Here is a 20,580-nt window from a genome sequence, read left to right as displayed (position 1 = left end):
ACTGTTTTGGCGCTACCGGTCACTGCGTCACATAAAAAAACCGCTAAAAAGCGGTTTTTTTAGTTCTAACGGGTTAGATTAGATATATTCAACTTTGATAATTTCAAAGTCAGTTGTGCCACCAGGTGTCACAATAGAGATCTCATCATCTAAGCTCTTACCAATTAGACCACGGGCAATTGGAGAACTCACTGACAACAAGTTTTCTCTAATGTTAGCTTCGTCTTCACCCACAATGCGGTAAGTCACTTCGTCTTCAGTATCTACATTTAAAATAGTCACTGTAGAACCGAAAATAACGCGGCCGTTATTTTCCATTGTGGTCACATCGATGATCTGTGCGTGAGACAACTTACCTTCGATATCTCTAACGCGCGCTTCGCTTAATCCCTGCTCTTCACGGGCAGCATGATATTCAGCGTTTTCTTTCAAATCGCCAAGCTCACGGGCTTCACCAATTGCAGCGGCAATTAGCGGACGGCGCTCAAACTTAAGAAAATCTAACTCTTTACGCAGTCTTGCAGCACCGACTATGGTCATTGGAACCGTACTCATAAGCTCTTTCGTCTCCTTTAAAACAAAAGCATGTCCCACTGAGAACAACATCAGTGAGGTAAAATCAGGTGGAATTACGTTATTGTAAACGCAGAGGGCATTCGATGCACTCTAATCTATACTTGCTCGCGATCTAGCTATCATTAAGGCTGAGTAAACCGCCTTTTTTTCGAAGCAAATCACGACTTGAGACCGTAGAGCTTACTTAACCTTTGCCAGACTTGCTAGCAATGGAAGATAAATTTTTATTTATCGCTGCCCTGCTCAATCAAAAGGTCAAGCCAATAAAAAAGGCCGCTTTAAGCGGCCTTCTGTTTTAGCTCAACTTATTTCGTAATACGCTTATGCAGCTCTTGCACTGATGTCACGTTCGAACGGTCATCCGCCGAGTGTGCCATACAAGTTGCAAATGCAGCATTCAGAGTCGTGGTGTAGTTCACTTTATAACGTAGTGCACCGCGGCGAAGTTGACGTGAGTCTTCAATCGCCTTACGACCTTCTGTGGTATTGACAATATAGGTGTACTCACCATTCTTGATACGGTCAAGAATGTGTGGGCGACCTTCATGTACCTTGTTCACTAGGCGTGGGTTAATACCCGCTTCGCCCAAGATAACTGCAGTGCCGTGAGTCGCATCGATTTCATAACCCAGTGCGATTAGCTGTGCCGCTAAATCTGCTACACGTGCTTTATCGCTGTTACGAACAGACAATAGCGCGCGGCCAGACTTAGGCACTTCAGATGTCGCACCAAGCTGTGCTTTAGCATAGGCTTCAGCAAACGTGTCACCGACACCCATCACTTCACCCGTTGAGCGCATTTCAGGGCCAAGCAGAGGGTCAACACCTGGGAATTTGTTAAACGGCAATACTACCTCTTTTACAGAGAAGAATGGCGGAATAACTTCCTTGGTGAAGTTCTGTGACTTAAGGCTTTGACCTGCCATCACTCGAGCTGCAATCTTAGCTAATGGAACGCCAGTCGCTTTTGATACGAATGGTACTGTTCGCGCAGCACGTGGGTTAACTTCAATCATGTAGATCTCGTTATCCTTCACCGCAAACTGCACGTTCATTAGACCAATTACACCAAGTTCCATTGCAAGCTTACCGACCTGCTCACGCATGCGGTCTTGGATTTCTTGGCTAAGGCTATATGGAGGTAATGAACAACCTGAGTCACCAGAGTGAACACCAGCCTGCTCGATATGCTCCATGATTGAACCAATAACAACGGTTTCGCCATCGCATACTGCATCGATGTCGATTTCAATCGCGTTATCTAGGAAACAATCCAATAGCACAGGAGATGCATTCGAAACACTTACCGCTTCGTTAAAGTAGCGACGTAAGTCTTGCTCGTCATAAACGATTTCCATCGCACGGCCACCAAGTACATATGATGGACGAACCACTAACGGATAACCGATACGCTCACCAGAAATCACTGCACCTTCAACCGTTGTAACGGTATCGTTTTCAGGCTGCTTCATGCCTAAACGCTGAATTGCTTGCTGGAAACGCTCACGGTCTTCAGCACGGTCAATCGCATCAGGACTTGTACCGATAATCGGTACGCCTGCGGCTTCTAGGTCGCGAGCAAGTTTAAGCGGCGTTTGACCACCGTACTGCACGATAACGCCTTTTGGCTTCTCGATACGCACGATTTCAAGCACGTCTTCAAATGTCACTGACTCGAAGTACAAACGATCTGACGTGTCGTAATCGGTAGAAACCGTTTCAGGGTTACAGTTAACCATGATGGTCTCGTACCCGTCTTCACGTAGCGCTAATGCCGCATGTACACAACAGTAATCAAACTCAATACCTTGGCCAATGCGGTTTGGACCACCACCTAAAATCATGATCTTGTCACGATTTGATGGGTTCGCTTCACACTCTTCTTCATACGTTGAGTACATGTAAGCAGTATCGGTTGAAAATTCTGCAGCGCAGGTATCAACGCGCTTATACACTGGGTGAATTTCAAAACGAGTACGTAGCTTACGTACTTCTGTTTCGCTCACACCTGCAAGTGCTGCTAAACGTGAATCAGCAAAGCCTTTGCGCTTAAGCTTACGTAGAACATCTTCATTTAGACCAGCAAGACCGATTTCAGCAACTTGCGCTTCAGACTTAAGCAAGTCTTCAATTTGTACCAAGAACCATGGGTCAATATTGGTTAGTGCGAAGATATCATCTACCGACAATCCCATACGGAACGCATCGGCAATATACCAAATACGTTCTGCGCCAGGCTCTTTAAGCTCGTGACGAATACGTGATAGCGCTTCAGGATCTGCCAAGTCGATTTCTGGGCACAAACCATTTTTGCCCACTTCAAGGCCACGAAGGGCTTTTTGCAGTGATTCTTGGAATGTACGTCCAATCGCCATCACTTCACCCACAGACTTCATCTGTGTGGTTAGGCGGTCATTGGCACCGGCAAACTTTTCAAAGTTAAAGCGCGGGATTTTAGTCACAACGTAATCGATGGCTGGCTCAAATGATGCTGGTGTTGCGCCGCCAGTAATGTCGTTGCTTAGCTCATCAAGAGTGAAACCTACCGCTAGCTTGGCGGCAATCTTAGCAATCGGGAAGCCGGTTGCTTTTGATGCTAATGCCGATGAGCGAGATACACGTGGATTCATCTCGATGATAACCATACGGCCATCTTTCGGGTTGATACCAAACTGTACGTTTGAACCGCCAGTTTCAACACCAATCTCACGTAATACAGCAAGAGATGCATTACGCATCAACTGGTATTCTTTATCGGTTAGTGTCTGCGCTGGCGCAACCGTAATCGAGTCACCCGTATGCACGCCCATAGGATCGAAGTTCTCAATCGCACAGACAATGATACAGTTATCATTACGGTCACGAACTACTTCCATCTCGTACTCTTTCCAACCAATCAAAGATTCGTCGATAAGGAGTTCGCTAGTCGGTGATAATTCAAGACCTTGAGAACAGATATCCTCAAACTCTTCTTTGTTATAAGCGATACCGCCACCACTACCGCCCATGGTAAATGAAGGACGGATAATACATGGATAGCCCACTTCAGCTTGAACAGCACGAGCTTCATCCATTGTATGAGCGATACCAGCACGAGGACACTCAAGGCCAATCGACTTCATTGCTTTGTCGAAACGGCTACGGTCTTCCGCTTTGTCGATTGCATCAGCTGTCGCGCCAATCATATCAACATTAAACTCTTTTAGTACGCCACGGCTTTCAAGCTCAAGTGCACAGTTAAGTGCAGTCTGGCCGCCCATTGTTGGCAAAATCGCATCTGGACGCTCTTTTGCAATAATGTTGCGCACGACTTCCCAATGAATTGGCTCGATGTATGTTGCATCGGCCATCTCAGGATCGGTCATAATGGTTGCAGGGTTAGAGTTAACAAGAATAACTCGATAACCTTCTTCGCGTAGGGCTTTACAGGCTTGTGCGCCTGAGTAGTCAAACTCACAGGCTTGACCAATGACAATTGGTCCAGCACCTAGGATAAGAATACTCTTTATATCTGTACGTTTTGGCATTGCTTAAATCTTCTCCCGGATGAGGTTACTACTTGGCGTTTTGACGGTACAAATCAATCAAGTCAATGAAGTGATTAAACAGTGGCGCCGCATCATGTGGTCCAGGACTCGCTTCAGGGTGTCCTTGGAAACTAAATGCAGGCTTATCTGTAAGGTGTATACCTTGCAGTGAACCATCAAATAGTGACTTATGTGTCACTTTAATATTGGCTGGCAAGCTTGTTTCATCCGCAGCAAAACCGTGGTTTTGGCTGGTGATCATCACATTACCTTGCTCAATATTGCTCACAGGGTGGTTAGCACCGTGATGACCAAACTTCATTTTCAGTGTTTTAGCACCTGAAGCTAATGCCAGCAGCTGGTGACCAAGACAGATACCAAAAACTGGAATGTCAGTCTTTAAAATCTCTTGAATCGCAGCAATTGCATAATCACATGGCTCAGGGTCACCAGGGCCATTTGATAGGAAAACCCCATCAGGATTCATTGCAAGTACTTCTGCAGCAGGAGTTTGAGCTGGTACAACAGTGACATCACAGCCACGGTCAACCAACATGCGTAAAATATTACGCTTCACGCCATAATCATAAGCAACGACTTTATATTTAAGCTCAGCTTCAGGCGTATCAGATGGCAAACCGCCAACTAAACGCCAGCTACCGCTGCGCCATGAATATGTTTCGTTTGTGGTGACTTCTTTAGCCAAATCCATGCCTTTAAGGCCTGGGAAGGCTTTAGCTGCAGCTAGCGCTTTAGCTTCATCTAAATCACCCACCATGATACAACCGGCTTGAGCGCCTTTTTCACGTAGGATACGAGTTAATTTACGAGTATCGATATCAGCAATACCAACAACGTTGTTAGCGATCAAATAATCGCTTAAAGATTGCTGATTACGAAAGTTACTTGCGATTAGCGGCAAGTCTCGAATGATAAGGCCACATGCATGAACAGAGCTAGACTCTGTATCTTCATCATTGGTACCAGTATTACCAATATGTGGATAAGTGAGGGTTACCATTTGACGTGAATATGATGGATCAGTCAAAATTTCTTGGTAACCGGTCATTGAAGTGTTAAAAACGACTTCACCAACAGACATCCCTTCAGCACCAATTGCAGTGCCAGAAAAAATGGTTCCATCTTCAAGTACGAGTAAGGCAGACTTTGTCAACGCGACCTCCGGAAAGAGCCAAATCATTGAAATTAATTGTTTTTTATATGTTTTTAAAATACCAACTTTCGCTAAAATGCAAAATTTTGACAAATTCCGCCGATTTTATATGTAAAAGCAAAACCTGTCTATAGATGAAGAAAGTATTTTATCAAAAAAATTTCAAGCAAAAAAAAACCGCTGATAGCGGTTTTAAATAATTATGCCTTCAAGCCTAAGACTTGCTGCATATCGTAAAGCCCTGCATTTTGCTCGACTAACCAGGTTGCGGCGCGCATAGCACCATTTGCAAAGGTCATTCGGCTCGATGCTTTATGGGTGATCTCTAGTCGTTCACCCATATCGGCAAATAATGCGGTATGCTCACCCACGATATCGCCAGCACGCACAGTAGCGAAACCTATGGTTTCTCTATCACGCTCACCAGTAATCCCCTCGCGGCCATACACTGCACACTTTTCCAGATCACGGCCTAAGGTTTCAGCGATCACTTCACCCATCTTCAGCGCGGTACCTGACGGTGCATCTTTCTTATATCTATGGTGAGCTTCTATGATCTCGATATCGCTGTATTGGCCCATCACCTCTGCGGCCACTTCAAGCAGTTTCCACATAAGATTAACGCCAACCGCCATATTTGGCGCCATGACAATCGGTATCTGATCAGAGTAGGCAGAAATTTGCTCTTTCTGAGCATGATTGAACCCGGTGGTGCCTATAACGATTGCTTTGCCATTCTTTGCACACCAGTCTGTATGCACAACACTGGCTTCAGGTGAGGTAAAATCGATAAGCACATCAAAATCATCAACCGCTTTATCGAGAGAGTCGGTAATGGCCACATTCATCGCCCCAACGCCTGCAAGTTCACCCGCATCGACGCCCATCAGAGTCGAACCAGCTCGTTCAATCGCCGCGCCCAACAAAATCATTTCATTTTGTTTTGCCGCTTCAATAAGAGTACGTCCCATACGGCCACTGCCGCCTGTTATTGCCACTCTTACTTGTTCAGTCATCTCAGTACTCCCTGCAAATGTCAAAAAAAAGCCTAAGTATTAACTTAGGCTTATTGTCTAACTTAGATAATGTCTAACAATTCAACTTCGAATACCAAAGTTGAATATGGCGGGATTGCAGCACCTGCGCCGCGCTCACCGTATGCTAGGTGCTGTGGTACAAATAGTCTCCACTTAGAACCTGTAGGCATAAGTTGCAATGCTTCAGTCCAACCAGCGATAACGCCAGATACTGGGAATTCTGCTGGCTCGCCACGAGCAACAGAACTATCGAATACGTCACCAGAGATGAAAGTACCGTGGTAGTGAGTACGTACTGTAGAGTCGTAACCAGGCTTATCACCGTTACCTTCAGTAATGATTTCGTACTGTAGACCTGAGTCCAAAGTCACAACACCTTCACGAGCACCATTATCAGTAAGGAATTTTTCACCTACTTCTGATGCAGCCGCAGCAGCAGCTTCTTGAACTTTCTGGATACGCTGGCTGATTTCAGTGAAAGCAACTTGCATATCTTGCATAGACACTAGGCTTTCTTTACCTTCGAATGCGTCAGATAGACCCAATTGAACAGCAGAAATATCGATACCTTCAAACGAGTTTGCAGCTAGTTGCTCACCTAGTTGACGACCAACACCGTAGCTTGCTTGCTCTTCAATTGTACTGAACTTATCAGACATAATGATTGTACTCTCATTGATTCAATTTAAATTTCGCGCGAAACTTTATCATAATTTCTGTGATATTGCCCTAAAAACCGTAGCTATTTTGGTCTTTGGCAAGAATTTTTCATACTCGCGTTACTGGCATTATATAGAGGTTGGGCTTTCGCCTGCATTTGTTGTAACTGTGCAATACGCTGCCCATGGGATGGATGAGTAGAAAGCAGCTCTGGCCCCTGCTCGCCGCCCGCTTTAGACATATTGCGCCACAGATCGACACTCTGAGCTGGATCAAATCCCGCTTTGGCCATCAATTCGACACCTATCATATCGGCTTCTGATTCTTGGTCACGACCATAGGGGAGTATGTATCCAACTTGTACACCTAAACCAAGGGCTGCCATATAAAGTTCTTTATCCGCAATCCCCCCCGCGCCTAAGGCAAGATCTGCCAGTTGCATGCCTGCACCTGTCATCTGTGCGCGCGACACTTGCTCGTTACTGTGGTTTGCCAGTACATGAGCCACCTCATGACCAATCACTGTGGCAAGCTGGTCAGGGTTGGTCGCCACGTTTAGCAGACCGGTATAAACCCCTATATGGCCACCAGGCAGCGCAAACGCGTTGACTTGCTCTGACTCAAATACCACGACCTCCCATGGCAAACTCTGATCGGGTAACGCTTGAGTAATACGCTGTGCAACGCAATTAACATAGCTGTTTATCGCTTTGTCTTGGCTAACTATCTCTTGCTGCTTGAGCTGAGCAAATGAAGTATCACCAAGCTGCGACATCTCTTCTGATGAAAACAGCAAGGTTTGCCCCCGCCCTGTTGGCGATTGATGAGTAGCGCAGCCCGTACACAATAATACAGCGCTAAGCAGTAATAGTATTCCTTTCATATAAGCTTAACTCCCTTCACGTAAAACATAATATATAGCTTTAGTGCAAATAACCTAAGTACAAATAGCTTCAGCACATATAACAAAAAGCCCCGCATTCGCGAGGCTTAAATTATATACTGAACGAGCTCAGATTTAGCTATTCAGATCTTGAAAAAACTTCTTCACGCCATCGAAGAAACCATCAGCCTTTGGACTGTGCTTCTTTGATTGACCCGTTAACGTATCTTCAAATTCACGTAGTAGCTCTTTTTGACGCTCATTAAGGTTGACAGGTGTTTCCATGACGACCTTACATAGCAAGTCACCCACTGCATGACTGCGAACAGACTTAACACCTTTACCGCGCATACGGAACATGCGTCCAGTTTGGGTTTCAGTTGGGATCTTAAGATTAACCTTACCATCAAGTGTTGGCACTTCAATCTCGCCGCCTAACGCCGCTTTGCTGAACGAAATAGGCACTTCACAATAAAGGTTGTTGCCATCACGCTGGAAGATGGCATGTTCACGAACACTCACCTGAACATATAAGTCACCTGGTGGTGCACCAAACTCGCCCGCTTCACCTTCACCAGAAAGACGAATACGATCGCCTGTATCAACCCCTGCTGGGATCTTAACTGATAAGGTCTTGCTCTTTTCTACGCGACCTTCACCATGACACTTGTTACAAGGATCTTTAATGATCTTGCCACGGCCATGACAGGTTGGACAGGCTTGCTGCACTGCGAAGAAACCTTGACGCATCTGTACTTGGCCTTGGCCATGACAGGTACCACAAGTGGTTGGCGAGGAGCCTTTCTTAGCACCGCTGCCGTCACACACATCACAAGCCGCTAATGTTGGAATACGTAGTTCTTTGGTTAAGCCGCGAACCGCCTCTTCTAAAGACAACTCTAAGTTGTAACGTAAGTCACTTCCGCGCGCAGCTTGACGTTGACCACCGCGGCGTCCGCCGCCGAAGATATCGCCGAACACATCACCAAATACGTCGCCAAAATCACCGCCGCCGCCAAAACCACCGCCGCCACCACGATTAGGATCAACGCCAGCATGACCAAACTGGTCATAGGCCGCTTTCTTATCGCTGTCGGTTAGAATTTCGTAAGCTTCTTTAACTTCTTTAAAGCTTGCTTCAGCTTCTTTGTTACCCGGATTGCGGTCTGGGTGAAATTTCATTGCTAAACGCTTATAAGCTTTCTTTATTTCGCGTTCGCTGGCGTCACGTCCGACACCTAATACTTCGTAAAAATCGCGCTTTGACATAGTTTTTAATACTTTTTGGCTAAAGTTGCACAAACGGGCGTTAGAGTTTCCTCATAACGCCCGCTACAATAATTTAGGAATTACCCGTCATTATTTTTTGTCGTCTTTAACTTCTTCAAACTCAGCGTCAACTACGTCATCTTCAGGCTTAGAAGCTTGTGCTTCGCCTTGAGGTTGACCTTGCTCAGTTTGAGCCTTAGCTTGAGCGATTTCCATTAATTTAGAAGACGCTTCCATTAGCTCTTGAGTAGACTTTTCAATCGCTTCTTTGTCATTGCCTTTAACAGCTGTGTCAACGTTAGCCATTGCAGCTTCAATCTTCTCTTTCTCGTCCGCTGGTAGTGCCTCACCCGCTTCTTCGATCTGCTTCTTAGTTGCGTGAACCATGCCATCAGCCTGGTTACGAGCTGTAGCTAGCTCTTCGAACTTAGCATCTTCATCAGCATGTGCTTCAGCGTCACGAACCATAGCGTCCACTTCCTCATCACTTAGACCAGAAGAGGCTTTAATCGTGATGTTTTGTGCTTTGCCAGTCTTCTTGTCTGTAGCAGATACATGCAAGATACCGTCAGCATCGATGTCAAAAGTCACTTCGACCTGTGGCATGCCACGTGGTGCAGGCTCAATACCTTCTAGGTTAAATTGACCTAAAGACTTGTTACCGCTTGATTGCTTACGCTCACCTTGAAGTACGTGAATAGTCACAGCACTTTGGTTGTCGTCAGCAGTCGAGAATGTTTGTGACGCTTTAGTCGGGATAGTGGTGTTCTTCTCGATAAGCTTCGTCATGATGCTACCCATAGTCTCAATACCTAGAGACAGTGGCGTAACGTCTAGTAGCAGTACATCTTTAACTTCACCTGATAGTACACCAGCTTGAACCGCTGCACCGATAGCAACCGCTTCATCAGGGTTAACATCTTGACGTAGCTCTTTGCCAAAGAATGCAGAAACTTCTTCACGCACTTTAGGCATACGAGTCTGGCCACCCACTAGAATCACTTCGTTGATGTCAGAAACTGAAAGGTCAGCATCTGCAAGTGCAACTTTTAGTGGCTCAAGTGAACGTTTAATCAAATCTTCAACAAGTGACTCAAGTTTTGCACGAGTGATTTTAACCACTAAGTGCTTAGGACCTGTTGCGTCAGCTGTGATGTAAGGCAGGTTAACTTCAGTTTGTGTTGTGCTCGATAGTTCGATCTTCGCTTTTTCTGCCGCTTCTTTTAGACGCTGCATCGCTAGTGGATCGTTACGTAGGTCAAGACCTTGCTCTTTTTTGAACTCGTCAGCAAGATACTTAATCATACGGTTATCAAAGTCTTCACCACCTAAGTGAGTGTCACCGTTAGTTGCAAGTACTTCGAACGTTTGCTCGCCATCAACACTGTCGATTTCGATGATAGAGATATCAAATGTACCACCACCTAAATCGTATACAGCAACGATATTGTCGCCTTGCTTCTTATCGATACCGTAAGCAAGTGCCGCCGCTGTTGGCTCGTTGATGATACGCTTAACTTCAAGACCTGCGATGCGACCCGCATCTTTAGTTGCTTGACGTTGTGAATCGTTAAAGTAAGCAGGAACGGTAATAACCGCTTCAGTCACTTCTTCACCTAAGAAATCTTCTGCCGTTTTCTTCATCTTCTTCAAGATTTCAGCAGAGATTTGTGGTGGAGCCATTTTCTTGCCTTGTGCTTCAACCCATGCATCGCCATTGTCAGCGCTGATGATTTTGAATGGCATGATGTCAACGTCACGCTGAACTTCGTCATCTTTAAAACGACGGCCAATTAGACGCTTAATAGCAAATACTGTGTTCGTTGGGTTTGTTACAGCCTGACGCTTTGCAGACTGGCCAACTAATGTTTCATCAGCAGTGTATGCGATGATTGAGGGTGTCGTACGATCGCCTTCAGCATTCTCCAATACGCGTGCTTTGCCGCCATCTAATACTGCAACACAAGAGTTAGTTGTGCCTAAATCGATACCAATAATTCTACCCATGGAGTCCTCCGAAAAACTTTTAAAAACTAAATTTGTTATCTGGTTTATGAAGTGGGGACAGACTTAATACTTTTCAAGTCTTTTTTATCACCCTAAATCTTCTCATAAACCCTATATTGGGACGTTTAGAATGAATACAAGGGATAAATTTAAATTTTATCTTAAGAGTGCATTAATTTGATCTAGGACGCGGTTAAAAAACCGGTAAAACGTATAATGAATACAATCTTAAAGATGGCGCACGATATCAGAGCTAAAACTGGATTATGCGCTTTGTCATCATCTTGTTGTATAGAGTAGTAAACATTGAAATCATCCCATCAAGCATACGTATTTGGCATTGGCGCCATTTTCTTGTGGTCCACTGTCGCAACGGCGTTTAAGTTAGCTTTGGCGCACTTTACACCCTTACAATTGGTGTTTATTGCCGTGACTACATCTATCTTTGCTTTAGGTGCGATATTAATCGCCCAAAAAAAGCTGTCACTCATTAAGCAGCAATTTTGGGGGCGACCTTGGTTTTATTTGCAAACAGGCCTGCTCAACCCGTTTCTGTATTATCTAGTCCTGTTCAAAGCCTATGATCTTTTACCAGCTCAGCAAGCATTGTCCTTAAATTACACTTGGGCGATTTTGTTACCTTTATTATCAGTGCCATTACTGGGGCAAAAATTAAGAAAGAGTGACATTACGGCCGCACTGGTAGCGTACTGCGGTGTATTCTTTATTGCGACAAAAGGTAATATCACCAACGTTCACTTTGAAAGCATGACTGGTGTAGTGCTTGCGTTAACCAGTACCCTGCTTTGGTCGCTTTACTGGATAGTGAATACTAAAGATAAGGGCGATCCCGTTGTTAGCCTATTATTAAGCTTTTTGGTCGGGCTGCCTTTTATTGTGGTGGCGCTGTTATTGACTCAGTCATTACCCACTTGGGACATAAAAGCCATATTCGCTGGCGTATATGTTGGGCTGTTTGAAATGGGCGTTACTTTTGTGCTTTGGTTAATCGCCTTAAAGAAAGCAGAGCGCACTGCGAGTATCAGCACACTAGTATTTATTACGCCAGTGATGTCGATAGGCTTTATCGCTTGGATTTTACAAGAGAGCATTGAAAAATCGACATACATAGGCTTAGGTTTGATTATATTCGCGCTGGCATTACAGCAAATATTGCCTAAAGTCGGTCAGTGGCGCGCAAAAAAGCGTATCCCTGTATAACATCTAGGCATAATATCTAGGTATGAAAGACTAACGCCAATCAAGGGAGGGCTGCACTAGTCCTTCCTCCCCGTTCTAACACCATGGATCTAATATCATGGCTTTAAAGCAATGCTTAGCACTATGGTTTCAAAACAAAGCCGACCTTGAGTCGGTTTTTTCATCTGTTTAATGTACATTGGACTAAACTAAATTCGAGATAAAATAGATTCGGTCTAAATAAAATTAGACTAAACAGAATCGGGCCAAACTAAAGCTGAACTAAAAATAGAACTGAACAAAATGGGGCTAAACACGAAGAGTTAGTAGCAGGTCAACACAGCTAACAATCATTCTTTTACCCATTTAATGTTATTCATCTACAACTTATGGACTTTTTTTCTATGGCCAATTGTAAATAAGTTCAAGCTTAGGTATAAGTGTAACAACTGCGTAACAATACGGAAATTAGTTATGTATTACAAATATATGGATGCATTAAAGTTTTTTAGGCAAGCTAAAGTCGTTAAGTTTATCAGGCTGAGCTCAATGGCATTTGCTATTGCTATGCTAATACATGAATTACAACAAGAGCGTTCGTACACTTGGTACTTCGCATTTTTGTATTGCTTTTTCTTGCTGCCATCACTCTATTTTACCCGGGAGATCCAATACCGTCATTTTTTCCATATGCGAGTTTTTCTCACCCCCTTTAGGATCTACACCTCGGTGATGGCAATCGTCTACTTGGTGCTATACCTGCACCAAGTCATCACTTATGAGCCGCTCGTATTCCCACCTTTACCCACTTATACCCATTAGTGTAAGAAAATATCAGCATAAAAAAGCTGCTCAATGCGGCTTTTTTATGCTGATACAGAAGCGAATTAATTTAACTTCGAATGGTATAATCGCCCCACGCTAACCACTTATAGGTTGTCAGTGCTTCTAGTCCCATAGGTCCACGAGCATGCAACTTTTGGGTGCTTACCGCCACTTCGGCACCTAGGCCAAATTCGCCACCATCGGTAAAGCGAGTGCTAGCATTAACATAGACGGCTGCCGAGTCGATAGCATTCATAAACTCACTGGCTATATGGATATTGTCAGTCAAAATCGACTCTGAATGTCCGCTTGAGAACGTACGAATATGTTCTACCGCTTGGCTTAAGTCAGCAACAACCTTAATCCCGAGTGTTAACGATAGCCATTCAGTGGCAAAACTTTCGTCGTTGGCAGCACAAACCTCAATCCCTTGCGTGTTTAACATCGCTTGCGTCTGGTCGCAGCCATAAAACTTAACCCCAAGGCTTGCAAGGTGCTTGCATAACTGAGGAATAAACTGCTTGGCATGGCTTTGATGAATAAGCACGGTATCAAGCGCATTACATACTGTAGGTCGTTGAACTTTAGCGTTTTCAATAACTGCAATCGCTTTTTCTAAGTTAGCCTCAGCATCGACATAGATATGACAAATACCAATCCCGCCCAAGATCACCGGAATCGTGGCTTGCTCGGCGCATAAACGTTGTAAATTTTGACCACCGCGCGGCACTATCATATCGACATATTTATCGAGTTTTAATAATCCAGATACCAAGCTTCTATCAGGGCTATCAATTAGCTGCACACAATCTTCTGATAAACCGTGCTCGACCATAGCGCTACGGATCACAGTGCATAGGGCTTTGTTCGACGCTAACGTTTCTTTACCGCCACGCAGAATCACCGCATTACCGGTTTTAAGGGCTAGCACTGCAATATCGACGGTAACATTTGGACGCGCTTCATAAATAACGCCAATAACCCCAAGCGGCACACGCCTGCGTGATAAGCGCAAACCGTTATCTAAAAGGCGGCTATCAATTTCGCTTCCGACTGGATCGGTCAAGCCAATCACGTTATCAATATCGCTAATCACGCCCATCAGTCTGGTTTCATCAAGCAACAAGCGATCGATCATCGCATCAGATAGGCCATTGGCTTTAGCGGCAGCAACATCTTGCAGGTTTGCATTGACTATGTCTGCTTTTGCGGCAGTCAGCTTTTGCGCGATGCACTTAAGCAGTGCAGATTTCTGGTTGCCAGAAAGTGTCGCTAATGCATAACTTGCCTGCTTAGCATTTTGCCCTAAAGCCGTTAAATATTCTTCGTTATTCATAACACCACCATGTCGTTGCGGTGAACTACTGCATCACCATAATCGTAGCCAAGCATCTCTTCGATGCTATCAGAGTGCTTACCAGCAATTTTACTGACATCTAGTGAGCCGTATCGACTCATGCCTTTGGCGTAAACCTTACCCTTTGTATCAACAAGCTCTATGGTATCACCGCGCTGAAAAAGACCGTTAACCTCGATGATCCCTTTAGAGAGCAAGCTTCTGCCTTTCTCGGTGACTGCGCCAATTGCGCCGCTATCAAGTACCAGCTGTCCACGAGCCTTAGGCCCTGCCAGAATCCACTGTTTACGACTCTCAAGCGGGTGCTCAAGCGCGGTAAAATGAGTACCGACAGGTTTTGAGCAGACCACGTTTTGAATCACATCTTTATGATGTCCTGACGCGATGACCACTTCAACACCAGCACGGCGTGCAATGTCTGCAGCCTCGAGCTTAGTCGCCATGCCACCAGTGCCCAGCCCAGAAACAGCGCCACCAGCCAGCATGCGTAAACTATCATCAATATTTTGAACTTCAGTGATCAGCTTTGCATCCGGATTTTTACGCGGATCAGCATCAAACAAACCTTTTTGGTCGGTCAATAAGATCAATAGGTCCGCATCACATAACAGTGCGGCTCTGGCAGACAAATTATCATTGTCGCCCACTTTAATCTCGGCCGTTGCTACGGCGTCATTTTCGTTAATAATGGGAATAATGCCATTGTTAAGCAGCGCATTAAGAGAGTCTCTCGCGTTTAAGTAGCGCTCTCTGTCATGCAGGTCGGCGCGGGTCAGCAATAGCTGGCCGACATGCAAACCATAAATACTGAATAACTGAGACCAAGCAAGAATAAGTTGGCTTTGCCCTACCGCAGCGAGCAGCTGTTTACTGGCTATGGTATCGGGTAGTTTGGGGTAGCCTAAATGCTCTTTACCCGCAGCGATTGCTCCCGAGGTGCACAAAACGACTTCTACGCCAGCTTTCATCAAGCAAGCCATCTGTCGTGCTAATTCAACCATGTGTGCTTTATCTAACTTTAAGCTGCCAGATGTCAGTACACTTGTTCCCAATTTAACCACTACGCGGCGGTAACTAATCTCACTTAAGTTCATTATTTGCTAACAAAATTACATTGAATAAAACCTTATACCCAATCTAGGTTTGAATTGGTAGTAAGCACCAACAAAGAAACTGAAAAAAAAGGCTGAATTAGGGGTTTCTCGTAAAAATGGCAGGAAATTTAGCAGAATATTGAAATTTAACGCGAGATTTTTTAACAGTCAGAGCTAATACCCATAAACACAAAAGCCACAGCGAGTGCGGCTTTTGTGTGTGCAGCTTAAGTCAATTAAGCGCTAGCCATAAATAAACTTAGCAATAAATAGAGCTGCTAATATCACCACGCCAACGCTTAAGTCCTTATAACGTCCACTCATCAACTTAATGACCGCATATGAGATAAAGCCCATCGCAATGCCTGTAGCGATTGAAAATGTCAGCGGCATTAAAATACACACCACAACGACTGGCGCTGCCTCGGTAATATCTTCCCACTCAATATGAACCAGCCCAGACATCATTAAGATTGCCACATAAAATAGCGTTCCAGCAGTCGCATACGCAGGCACCATAGCAGCCAAAGGAGAGATAAACAGCGAGCCGAGAAATAACAAGCCAACCACAATAGCCGTTAACCCTGTGCGCCCGCCCGCACTCACACCGGCGGTACTCTCAATATAACTGGTAGTGGTCGACGTACCGAGCATGGCACCGGCGATGGTGGCTGTGCTATCTGCAGTCAATGCACGATTAAGGCGTGGCAGGCGTCCTTTATCATCCAAGAAACCACCACGCTGAGCCACTGCAACTAAGGTGCCGGACGTATCGAACAGATCGACAAACAAAAAGGCAAACACCACCGACAACATACTGATCTCAAGCACACTCGATAGGTCCATCTTCATAAAAGTCGGTACTATTGAAGGTGGCATAGCAACCACTCCTTGATACTGCACATCACCCAATAATAGCCCTAATGCGGTAACGGCAAGAATACTAACAATAACTGCCGACTTCATACCTCGGTGCACCATGGCAATAATCAAGAAAAAACCCAGTACCGCCATAACGGCAGGAAATGCAGTCACATCTCCCATGGTGACTAAGGTTGCAGGACTCGCAACCACAATCCCCGCACTTTTCAGCCCGATAAGCGCTAAAAATAGGCCGATACCCGCTGTAATACCAAAACGCAAAGACATAGGGATGCTATTGACTATCCATTCACGGATCCGCACTAAAGACAGCACTAAGAAGCAGATCCCCGATAGGAAAACCGCACCCAGCGCGGTTTCCCACGAATAGCCCATCTCGCCAACAACCGTATAGGTAAAAAAAGCGTTTAATCCCATACCTGGTGCCAGCGCAATGGGATAGTTGGCAACGAAACCCATGATAAAGCAACCAATGGCGGCAGCTAAACAGGTCGCAACGAATACGGCTCCATGATCCATACCGGCATCAGCGAGCATCATAGGATTAACGAAAATAATGTAGGCCATGGTCAAAAATGTTGTTAGGCCCGCAACGACTTCTTGTTTTAACGAAGTTTGGTTTTGTTTTAATTTGAATATTTTCTCTAGCATGGAGCTGAGTCCCTTATTTTTTATTATATTGATTTGTAGGGTGTACTCATTGAGAGCACTTAAGTATGACTTTTCTTTTTATGAAACAATAATAGTTTTATTTACAGGGAGTCTAGGTTGATAAAGCACGCATATAGAGGTGTACAATAACTGTCCAACTTGTACATTTCGAAGCGATTATACGGAGGCTTTAGGCCAGAGGCTAGATATTTAAAACGCATGTTTATTTTTGAGTCTGGCAATTCGGGAGGCTACTCAGTTCAGTTTTAGCCTGCTTCAGTGATCTGATTGTTTTGCTGTTGATAACAATTGGCATGTCAGCGATTAACGTTAGACTTCGTCTAAAAATTAAAGCAATCAAACTTCGTTTGATAAAAGATCGTGAACTTCCAAATCACTGAAGGATTTCAAGTTAGATTGCGTCGAACAACTAAAGTCGCGGCGCTTCGCCCGCACCCGAGAGATTGTATAGCATAGCCATAATGTTATTTTTAGGCCAAGCATGACAATCAGCTAAAGTGGTTCCAATGGCCTGCGGCCAGCGCATGTGCAGACACTTCTGAGGCACGCTACAAGTACGTCTGACCTCCATGGATGGAGGAAATGCCAAATTCTGTATGGAACAGAATTGGCCCTGTGAGCTCGACGATGACGAATAGCATCCCTGCTAAAAAGCCAGTTCGGCATCCTACCTCTCGTTCGAAAGCTTGGTAACTGCGTTACCTCTCACCATGCCATCGAAGGCCTCAGCCGTATCTACACTTGGTTAGAAAAGCACAACTTTTGACATTGGAAGTTATGGCTGTCCTATTTTTTCATGGCGATTGAATCGTCATAATTAGTTCCCTCTAAATTATTTTTTATAAAATGTATTTCTAACTAAACCATAATGGGATGAACTATAAACAAGCTGGTCATACTCATTTTTCCTCTTTGGACAAGAGTCTCTGTCGGTTATTCCTAAAATCACTCCTTTTGCTAACCAACCTTTTTGATTGTGAATATTCACGGACTTACTCAATACCGTACCATCCGATTTTCTTACTATGATCATCTCTTGGATATAAATAGGCCCAATTTGTGACAAAGTTTTTTAACCCAATTAATCTTAAAATCTTGCATAAAACGCTGTTTATCTATTAATAGTTTTCTATCATCGATAAAAAAACCATTATCAACACGCACAAGTTCACGTCTATCTTTAGGTATTGGTATAAAATACTCGTCCCCTAACCCGACACGCTCGTAAATAAACTGGCCAGTACGCCCCTCTTCATTACAGTACCTATCAAACAATAAGTTAGATAAAACCCTATCGCCATAGCAACCTGCAAAGCTGCCGACGATAAGAATTAGAAACCAAGTAGAAGCTTTCATTAGTTTACTCCTTATTAAAAGACTAACGCTCTCTTGCCCCTTCACTAACACCTCGCATTAACGGCGCTAATAAAAACTCCATTAATCGGCGGGTGCCGGTTTTAACCTCTACCGTCACTGACATGCCCGGTTTCAATTTAACCCACTTACCATTGACATTGATTTCATCGGTTGCTAATGACGCTTTGAGCGGAAACAGTAAACCAAGTTGTTCATGTTCAATGGCATCGGCAGAAATGTCGGCAACCTCGCCATCGATGACCCCGTATTTAGTAAACGGGAAGCTGTCTATTTTTATTTCCGCAATTTGCCCAATATGGACAAAGCCAATGTCTTTATTTAATAATCCAGCCTCGACCTCTAGTTGTTGCCCGCCATGTTCACTAATGGGCACAATCTTAAGGAGCTCCTGAGCTGGGGTAACCACACCACCAATCGTCGCTATAACCAACTCTTCTACGACTCCATCAACGGGTGAGACCAATACCCGCAACCGAGTTAACCGTTCTGCTTTGGTTAGCTCCAGCTTAGCGCTCTCACTTTGCCGAGTCACATCATAAAATAACCATCATAACTGAGACAGCCATTATTATTTGCAGTACTTATGGCCCATAACTGAGACAGCCATTATTATTTGCAGTACTTATCGTCCTCAATCACAACTCAAATGGCCACGGATTTTTACTCATGCCCTTGCCTAAGCACTGTAATCACAAGCTAAATACCACTTATGAGTAAACTTTCGGAAAATTAAAGAAAATCACACAGCAGAAACGCCAAACATCTGTTTGGTAACGTAATATGGGTTAAGCAGGTTTAAAATAAACTAACTACAATCTAGCCATCGGTGACAATTGGCTGCACCTTGTCGTCGTTTACGCTCTAGGTGTTCACAATACGTCGATAATTCTTGAGTGTTGCCCACTGCGCCTTTGAAGATTTTCGTGAACTCGGCGGTCATTTTAAGCCAGTTCTCGGCAGGTATGTTTAAGCGGTGCAACAACTGCTGTGAGGATTGGCTGATAGCACCTCGTTTATCATGACGTTGGATTCGACCTGTATCATCAATGAGTTGTAGATAATCTTTTGCATTAAACATCAGTCCTTTAGGCATATCTTGATGCCCATCGCCTACAAAAGGGAGTAGCGATTTAGGTTGTTCGCCTTTAACTGCCGCTTTGATGCGCATTTGGATACTGGTGAAGTCTGAGGTGTCTGGAGATTTCGCTATATTGGCTCGGATAGGATTGAGGTCGACATAGGCCATACAAGCCAGCACCGCCGCGTCATCAAGTAACGCTTGGGACTTAAAACGCCCCTCCCAAAACCGCCCCTTGCACTTATCTTCAGCATTGGCCTTTCTGGCTATCGGTTCATTAAGTGCCCGCAACTCTTTTGAATGCGTTAGCAAGAGATATCCATTAATCGAAGTCGGTACTCTTTTATCCGCTTATTGATGATGGTTTGTTGATAAGATTCAAGCGGCTGGGCTTTTACAAAGTCGTGATTCAGGCTATCGCCTTTGAACAGTTTTTGCCATTGGAAAACAACCTCGATATCTGACCAGCTCTTCGCTAACTCAGCATCGACCCGCAATACAAGGTGTAGATGATTACTCATGACTGCAAAAGCACAAATATCAATTGCGAACACTTCAGCTAGCTGCAACAGCCGACTTTCGACCCAGTCACGCCTATGCTCATAAGATTGTCCCGTGTGAATATCAACCCCGCACAGGAATGCCTTTCTAACACAGCGACTTATGCAGTGGTAATAAGGTGTATCCTCCAAGCTTACTAACGCTTTTCTTGGCGTTGGCATAACAAACTCCTCTGTTCAACCTTAACTAAAGCCTAGTAGAGGAATCTCTATCCAACAATTTTGGGTGTCTCGGTTATCACGTTGGTCAGGCGCAGCCTGATACTTTACTAATGTGGGCGAAGCGCCACGTCTTTAGCTGTTAGACGAAGTCTAACTTAAGGCTCAGGTGCAGCCTGATTTCTCACCTTAAATCCAAGGCAAAAAATGCCAGCAATGAATCATTGTCTGGCATTTTTTTCA

The 20,580-nt window shown here is 44.6% G+C and carries 15 protein-coding genes and 1 pseudogene; 2 read left to right on the top strand and 14 right to left on the bottom strand.

Annotated elements, in window-relative coordinates; genetic code table 11:
- Positions 1-78: 78 nt before the first annotated feature.
- The 8 genes from greA to dnaK all read right to left on the bottom strand — a co-directional run bounded on the left by greA (position 79) and on the right by dnaK (position 11,133).
- Complete coding sequence (gene greA / locus ACVBIK_RS06440; RefSeq protein ID WP_447160128.1) at positions 79-555, bottom strand: transcription elongation factor GreA; 477 nt, start codon at positions 553-555, stop codon at positions 79-81.
- Positions 556-881: 326 nt separating this feature from the next.
- Positions 882-4,103, bottom strand: a complete 3,222-nt coding sequence (gene carB, locus ACVBIK_RS06435) for a carbamoyl-phosphate synthase large subunit (protein ID WP_447160129.1) — start codon at positions 4,101-4,103, stop codon at positions 882-884.
- Positions 4,104-4,131: 28 nt separating this feature from the next.
- Positions 4,132-5,304 carry a glutamine-hydrolyzing carbamoyl-phosphate synthase small subunit gene (gene carA / locus ACVBIK_RS06430; RefSeq protein ID WP_447160130.1) on the bottom strand — a complete coding sequence of 391 codons (1,173 nt, stop codon included), beginning with the start codon at positions 5,302-5,304 and terminating at the stop codon, positions 4,132-4,134.
- Between the two features lie 173 nt (positions 5,305-5,477).
- Positions 5,478-6,293 carry a 4-hydroxy-tetrahydrodipicolinate reductase gene (gene dapB / locus ACVBIK_RS06425; protein WP_447160131.1) on the bottom strand — a complete coding sequence of 272 codons (816 nt, stop codon included), beginning with the start codon at positions 6,291-6,293 and terminating at the stop codon, positions 5,478-5,480.
- Between the two features lie 62 nt (positions 6,294-6,355).
- Positions 6,356-6,973, bottom strand: coding sequence for an FKBP-type peptidyl-prolyl cis-trans isomerase (locus ACVBIK_RS06420; RefSeq protein ID WP_447160132.1), 618 nt, complete (start codon positions 6,971-6,973; stop codon positions 6,356-6,358).
- Between the two features lie 83 nt (positions 6,974-7,056).
- Entirely contained in the window at positions 7,057-7,857 is an 801-nt protein-coding gene (locus tag ACVBIK_RS06415; protein ID WP_447160133.1) for a M48 family metallopeptidase, read from the bottom strand.
- A gap of 135 nt (positions 7,858-7,992) precedes the next feature.
- On the bottom strand, positions 7,993-9,126 hold the full coding sequence (gene dnaJ / locus ACVBIK_RS06410) for a molecular chaperone DnaJ (protein ID WP_447160134.1): 1,134 nt from the start codon (positions 9,124-9,126) through the stop codon (positions 7,993-7,995).
- Positions 9,127-9,216: 90 nt separating this feature from the next.
- Positions 9,217-11,133: a molecular chaperone DnaK gene (gene dnaK, locus ACVBIK_RS06405; RefSeq protein WP_447160135.1), complete on the bottom strand. Its 1,917-nt coding sequence runs from the start codon at positions 11,131-11,133 to the stop codon at positions 9,217-9,219.
- Between the two features lie 306 nt (positions 11,134-11,439).
- Here dnaK and ACVBIK_RS06400 point away from each other — a divergent pair, with 306 nt between their 5' ends.
- A complete protein-coding gene (locus ACVBIK_RS06400; protein ID WP_447160136.1) occupies positions 11,440-12,354 on the top strand; it encodes a DMT family transporter in 915 nt (304 codons plus the stop codon).
- A 453-nt stretch (positions 12,355-12,807) separates the two neighbouring features.
- Positions 12,808-13,155 carry a hypothetical protein gene (locus ACVBIK_RS06395; protein ID WP_447169323.1) on the top strand — a complete coding sequence of 116 codons (348 nt, stop codon included), beginning with the start codon at positions 12,808-12,810 and terminating at the stop codon, positions 13,153-13,155.
- 70 nt (positions 13,156-13,225) lie between these two features.
- Here ACVBIK_RS06395 and ACVBIK_RS06390 read toward each other — a convergent pair whose 3' ends face one another.
- From ACVBIK_RS06390 to ACVBIK_RS06365, 6 genes and pseudogenes are all read right to left on the bottom strand, one after another.
- Complete coding sequence (locus ACVBIK_RS06390) at positions 13,226-14,494, bottom strand: glutamate-5-semialdehyde dehydrogenase (RefSeq protein WP_447160138.1); 1,269 nt, start codon at positions 14,492-14,494, stop codon at positions 13,226-13,228.
- Positions 14,491-15,609, bottom strand: a complete 1,119-nt coding sequence (proB, locus tag ACVBIK_RS06385; RefSeq protein ID WP_447160139.1) for a glutamate 5-kinase — start codon at positions 15,607-15,609, stop codon at positions 14,491-14,493. Before proB ends, ACVBIK_RS06390 begins: the two co-directional genes overlap by 4 nt.
- A gap of 243 nt (positions 15,610-15,852) precedes the next feature.
- Entirely contained in the window at positions 15,853-17,142 is a 1,290-nt protein-coding gene (locus ACVBIK_RS06380) for an NCS2 family permease (protein WP_447169322.1), read from the bottom strand.
- Positions 17,143-18,192: 1,050 nt separating this feature from the next.
- Positions 18,193-18,519 (bottom strand): hypothetical protein, encoded by a 327-nt coding sequence (locus tag ACVBIK_RS06375; protein WP_447169321.1) that lies wholly within the window; start codon positions 18,517-18,519, stop codon positions 18,193-18,195.
- A 22-nt stretch (positions 18,520-18,541) separates the two neighbouring features.
- Entirely contained in the window at positions 18,542-19,072 is a 531-nt protein-coding gene (locus ACVBIK_RS06370) for an HlyD family efflux transporter periplasmic adaptor subunit (RefSeq protein ID WP_447169320.1), read from the bottom strand.
- Between the two features lie 273 nt (positions 19,073-19,345).
- A pseudogene (locus ACVBIK_RS06365) lies at positions 19,346-20,340 on the bottom strand (transposase).
- Between the last annotated feature and the right edge of the window lie 240 nt (positions 20,341-20,580).

This window comes from Shewanella sp. 125m-1 (assembly GCF_052977065.1).
The sequence above is the reverse complement of the archived record's forward strand: the minus strand, read 5'-3'. Positions and strand labels throughout refer to the sequence as shown.

Coding starts and splice junctions, on each gene's coding strand:
- greA (WP_447160128.1), bottom strand. CDS start 555: ATGAGTACGGTTCCAATGACCATAGTCGGTGCTGCAAGACTGCGTAAA.
- carB (WP_447160129.1), bottom strand. CDS start 4,103: ATGCCAAAACGTACAGATATAAAGAGTATTCTTATCCTAGGTGCTGGA.
- carA (WP_447160130.1), bottom strand. CDS start 5,304: ATGATTTGGCTCTTTCCGGAGGTCGCGTTGACAAAGTCTGCCTTACTC.
- dapB (WP_447160131.1), bottom strand. CDS start 6,293: ATGACTGAACAAGTAAGAGTGGCAATAACAGGCGGCAGTGGCCGTATG.
- ACVBIK_RS06420 (WP_447160132.1), bottom strand. CDS start 6,973: ATGTCTGATAAGTTCAGTACAATTGAAGAGCAAGCAAGCTACGGTGTT.
- ACVBIK_RS06415 (WP_447160133.1), bottom strand. CDS start 7,857: ATGAAAGGAATACTATTACTGCTTAGCGCTGTATTATTGTGTACGGGC.
- dnaJ (WP_447160134.1), bottom strand. CDS start 9,126: ATGTCAAAGCGCGATTTTTACGAAGTATTAGGTGTCGGACGTGACGCC.
- dnaK (WP_447160135.1), bottom strand. CDS start 11,133: ATGGGTAGAATTATTGGTATCGATTTAGGCACAACTAACTCTTGTGTT.
- ACVBIK_RS06395 (WP_447169323.1), top strand. CDS start 12,808: ATGTATTACAAATATATGGATGCATTAAAGTTTTTTAGGCAAGCTAAA.
- ACVBIK_RS06390 (WP_447160138.1), bottom strand. CDS start 14,494: ATGAATAACGAAGAATATTTAACGGCTTTAGGGCAAAATGCTAAGCAG.
- proB (WP_447160139.1), bottom strand. CDS start 15,609: ATGAACTTAAGTGAGATTAGTTACCGCCGCGTAGTGGTTAAATTGGGA.
- ACVBIK_RS06380 (WP_447169322.1), bottom strand. CDS start 17,142: ATGCTAGAGAAAATATTCAAATTAAAACAAAACCAAACTTCGTTAAAA.
- ACVBIK_RS06375 (WP_447169321.1), bottom strand. CDS start 18,519: ATGAAAGCTTCTACTTGGTTTCTAATTCTTATCGTCGGCAGCTTTGCA.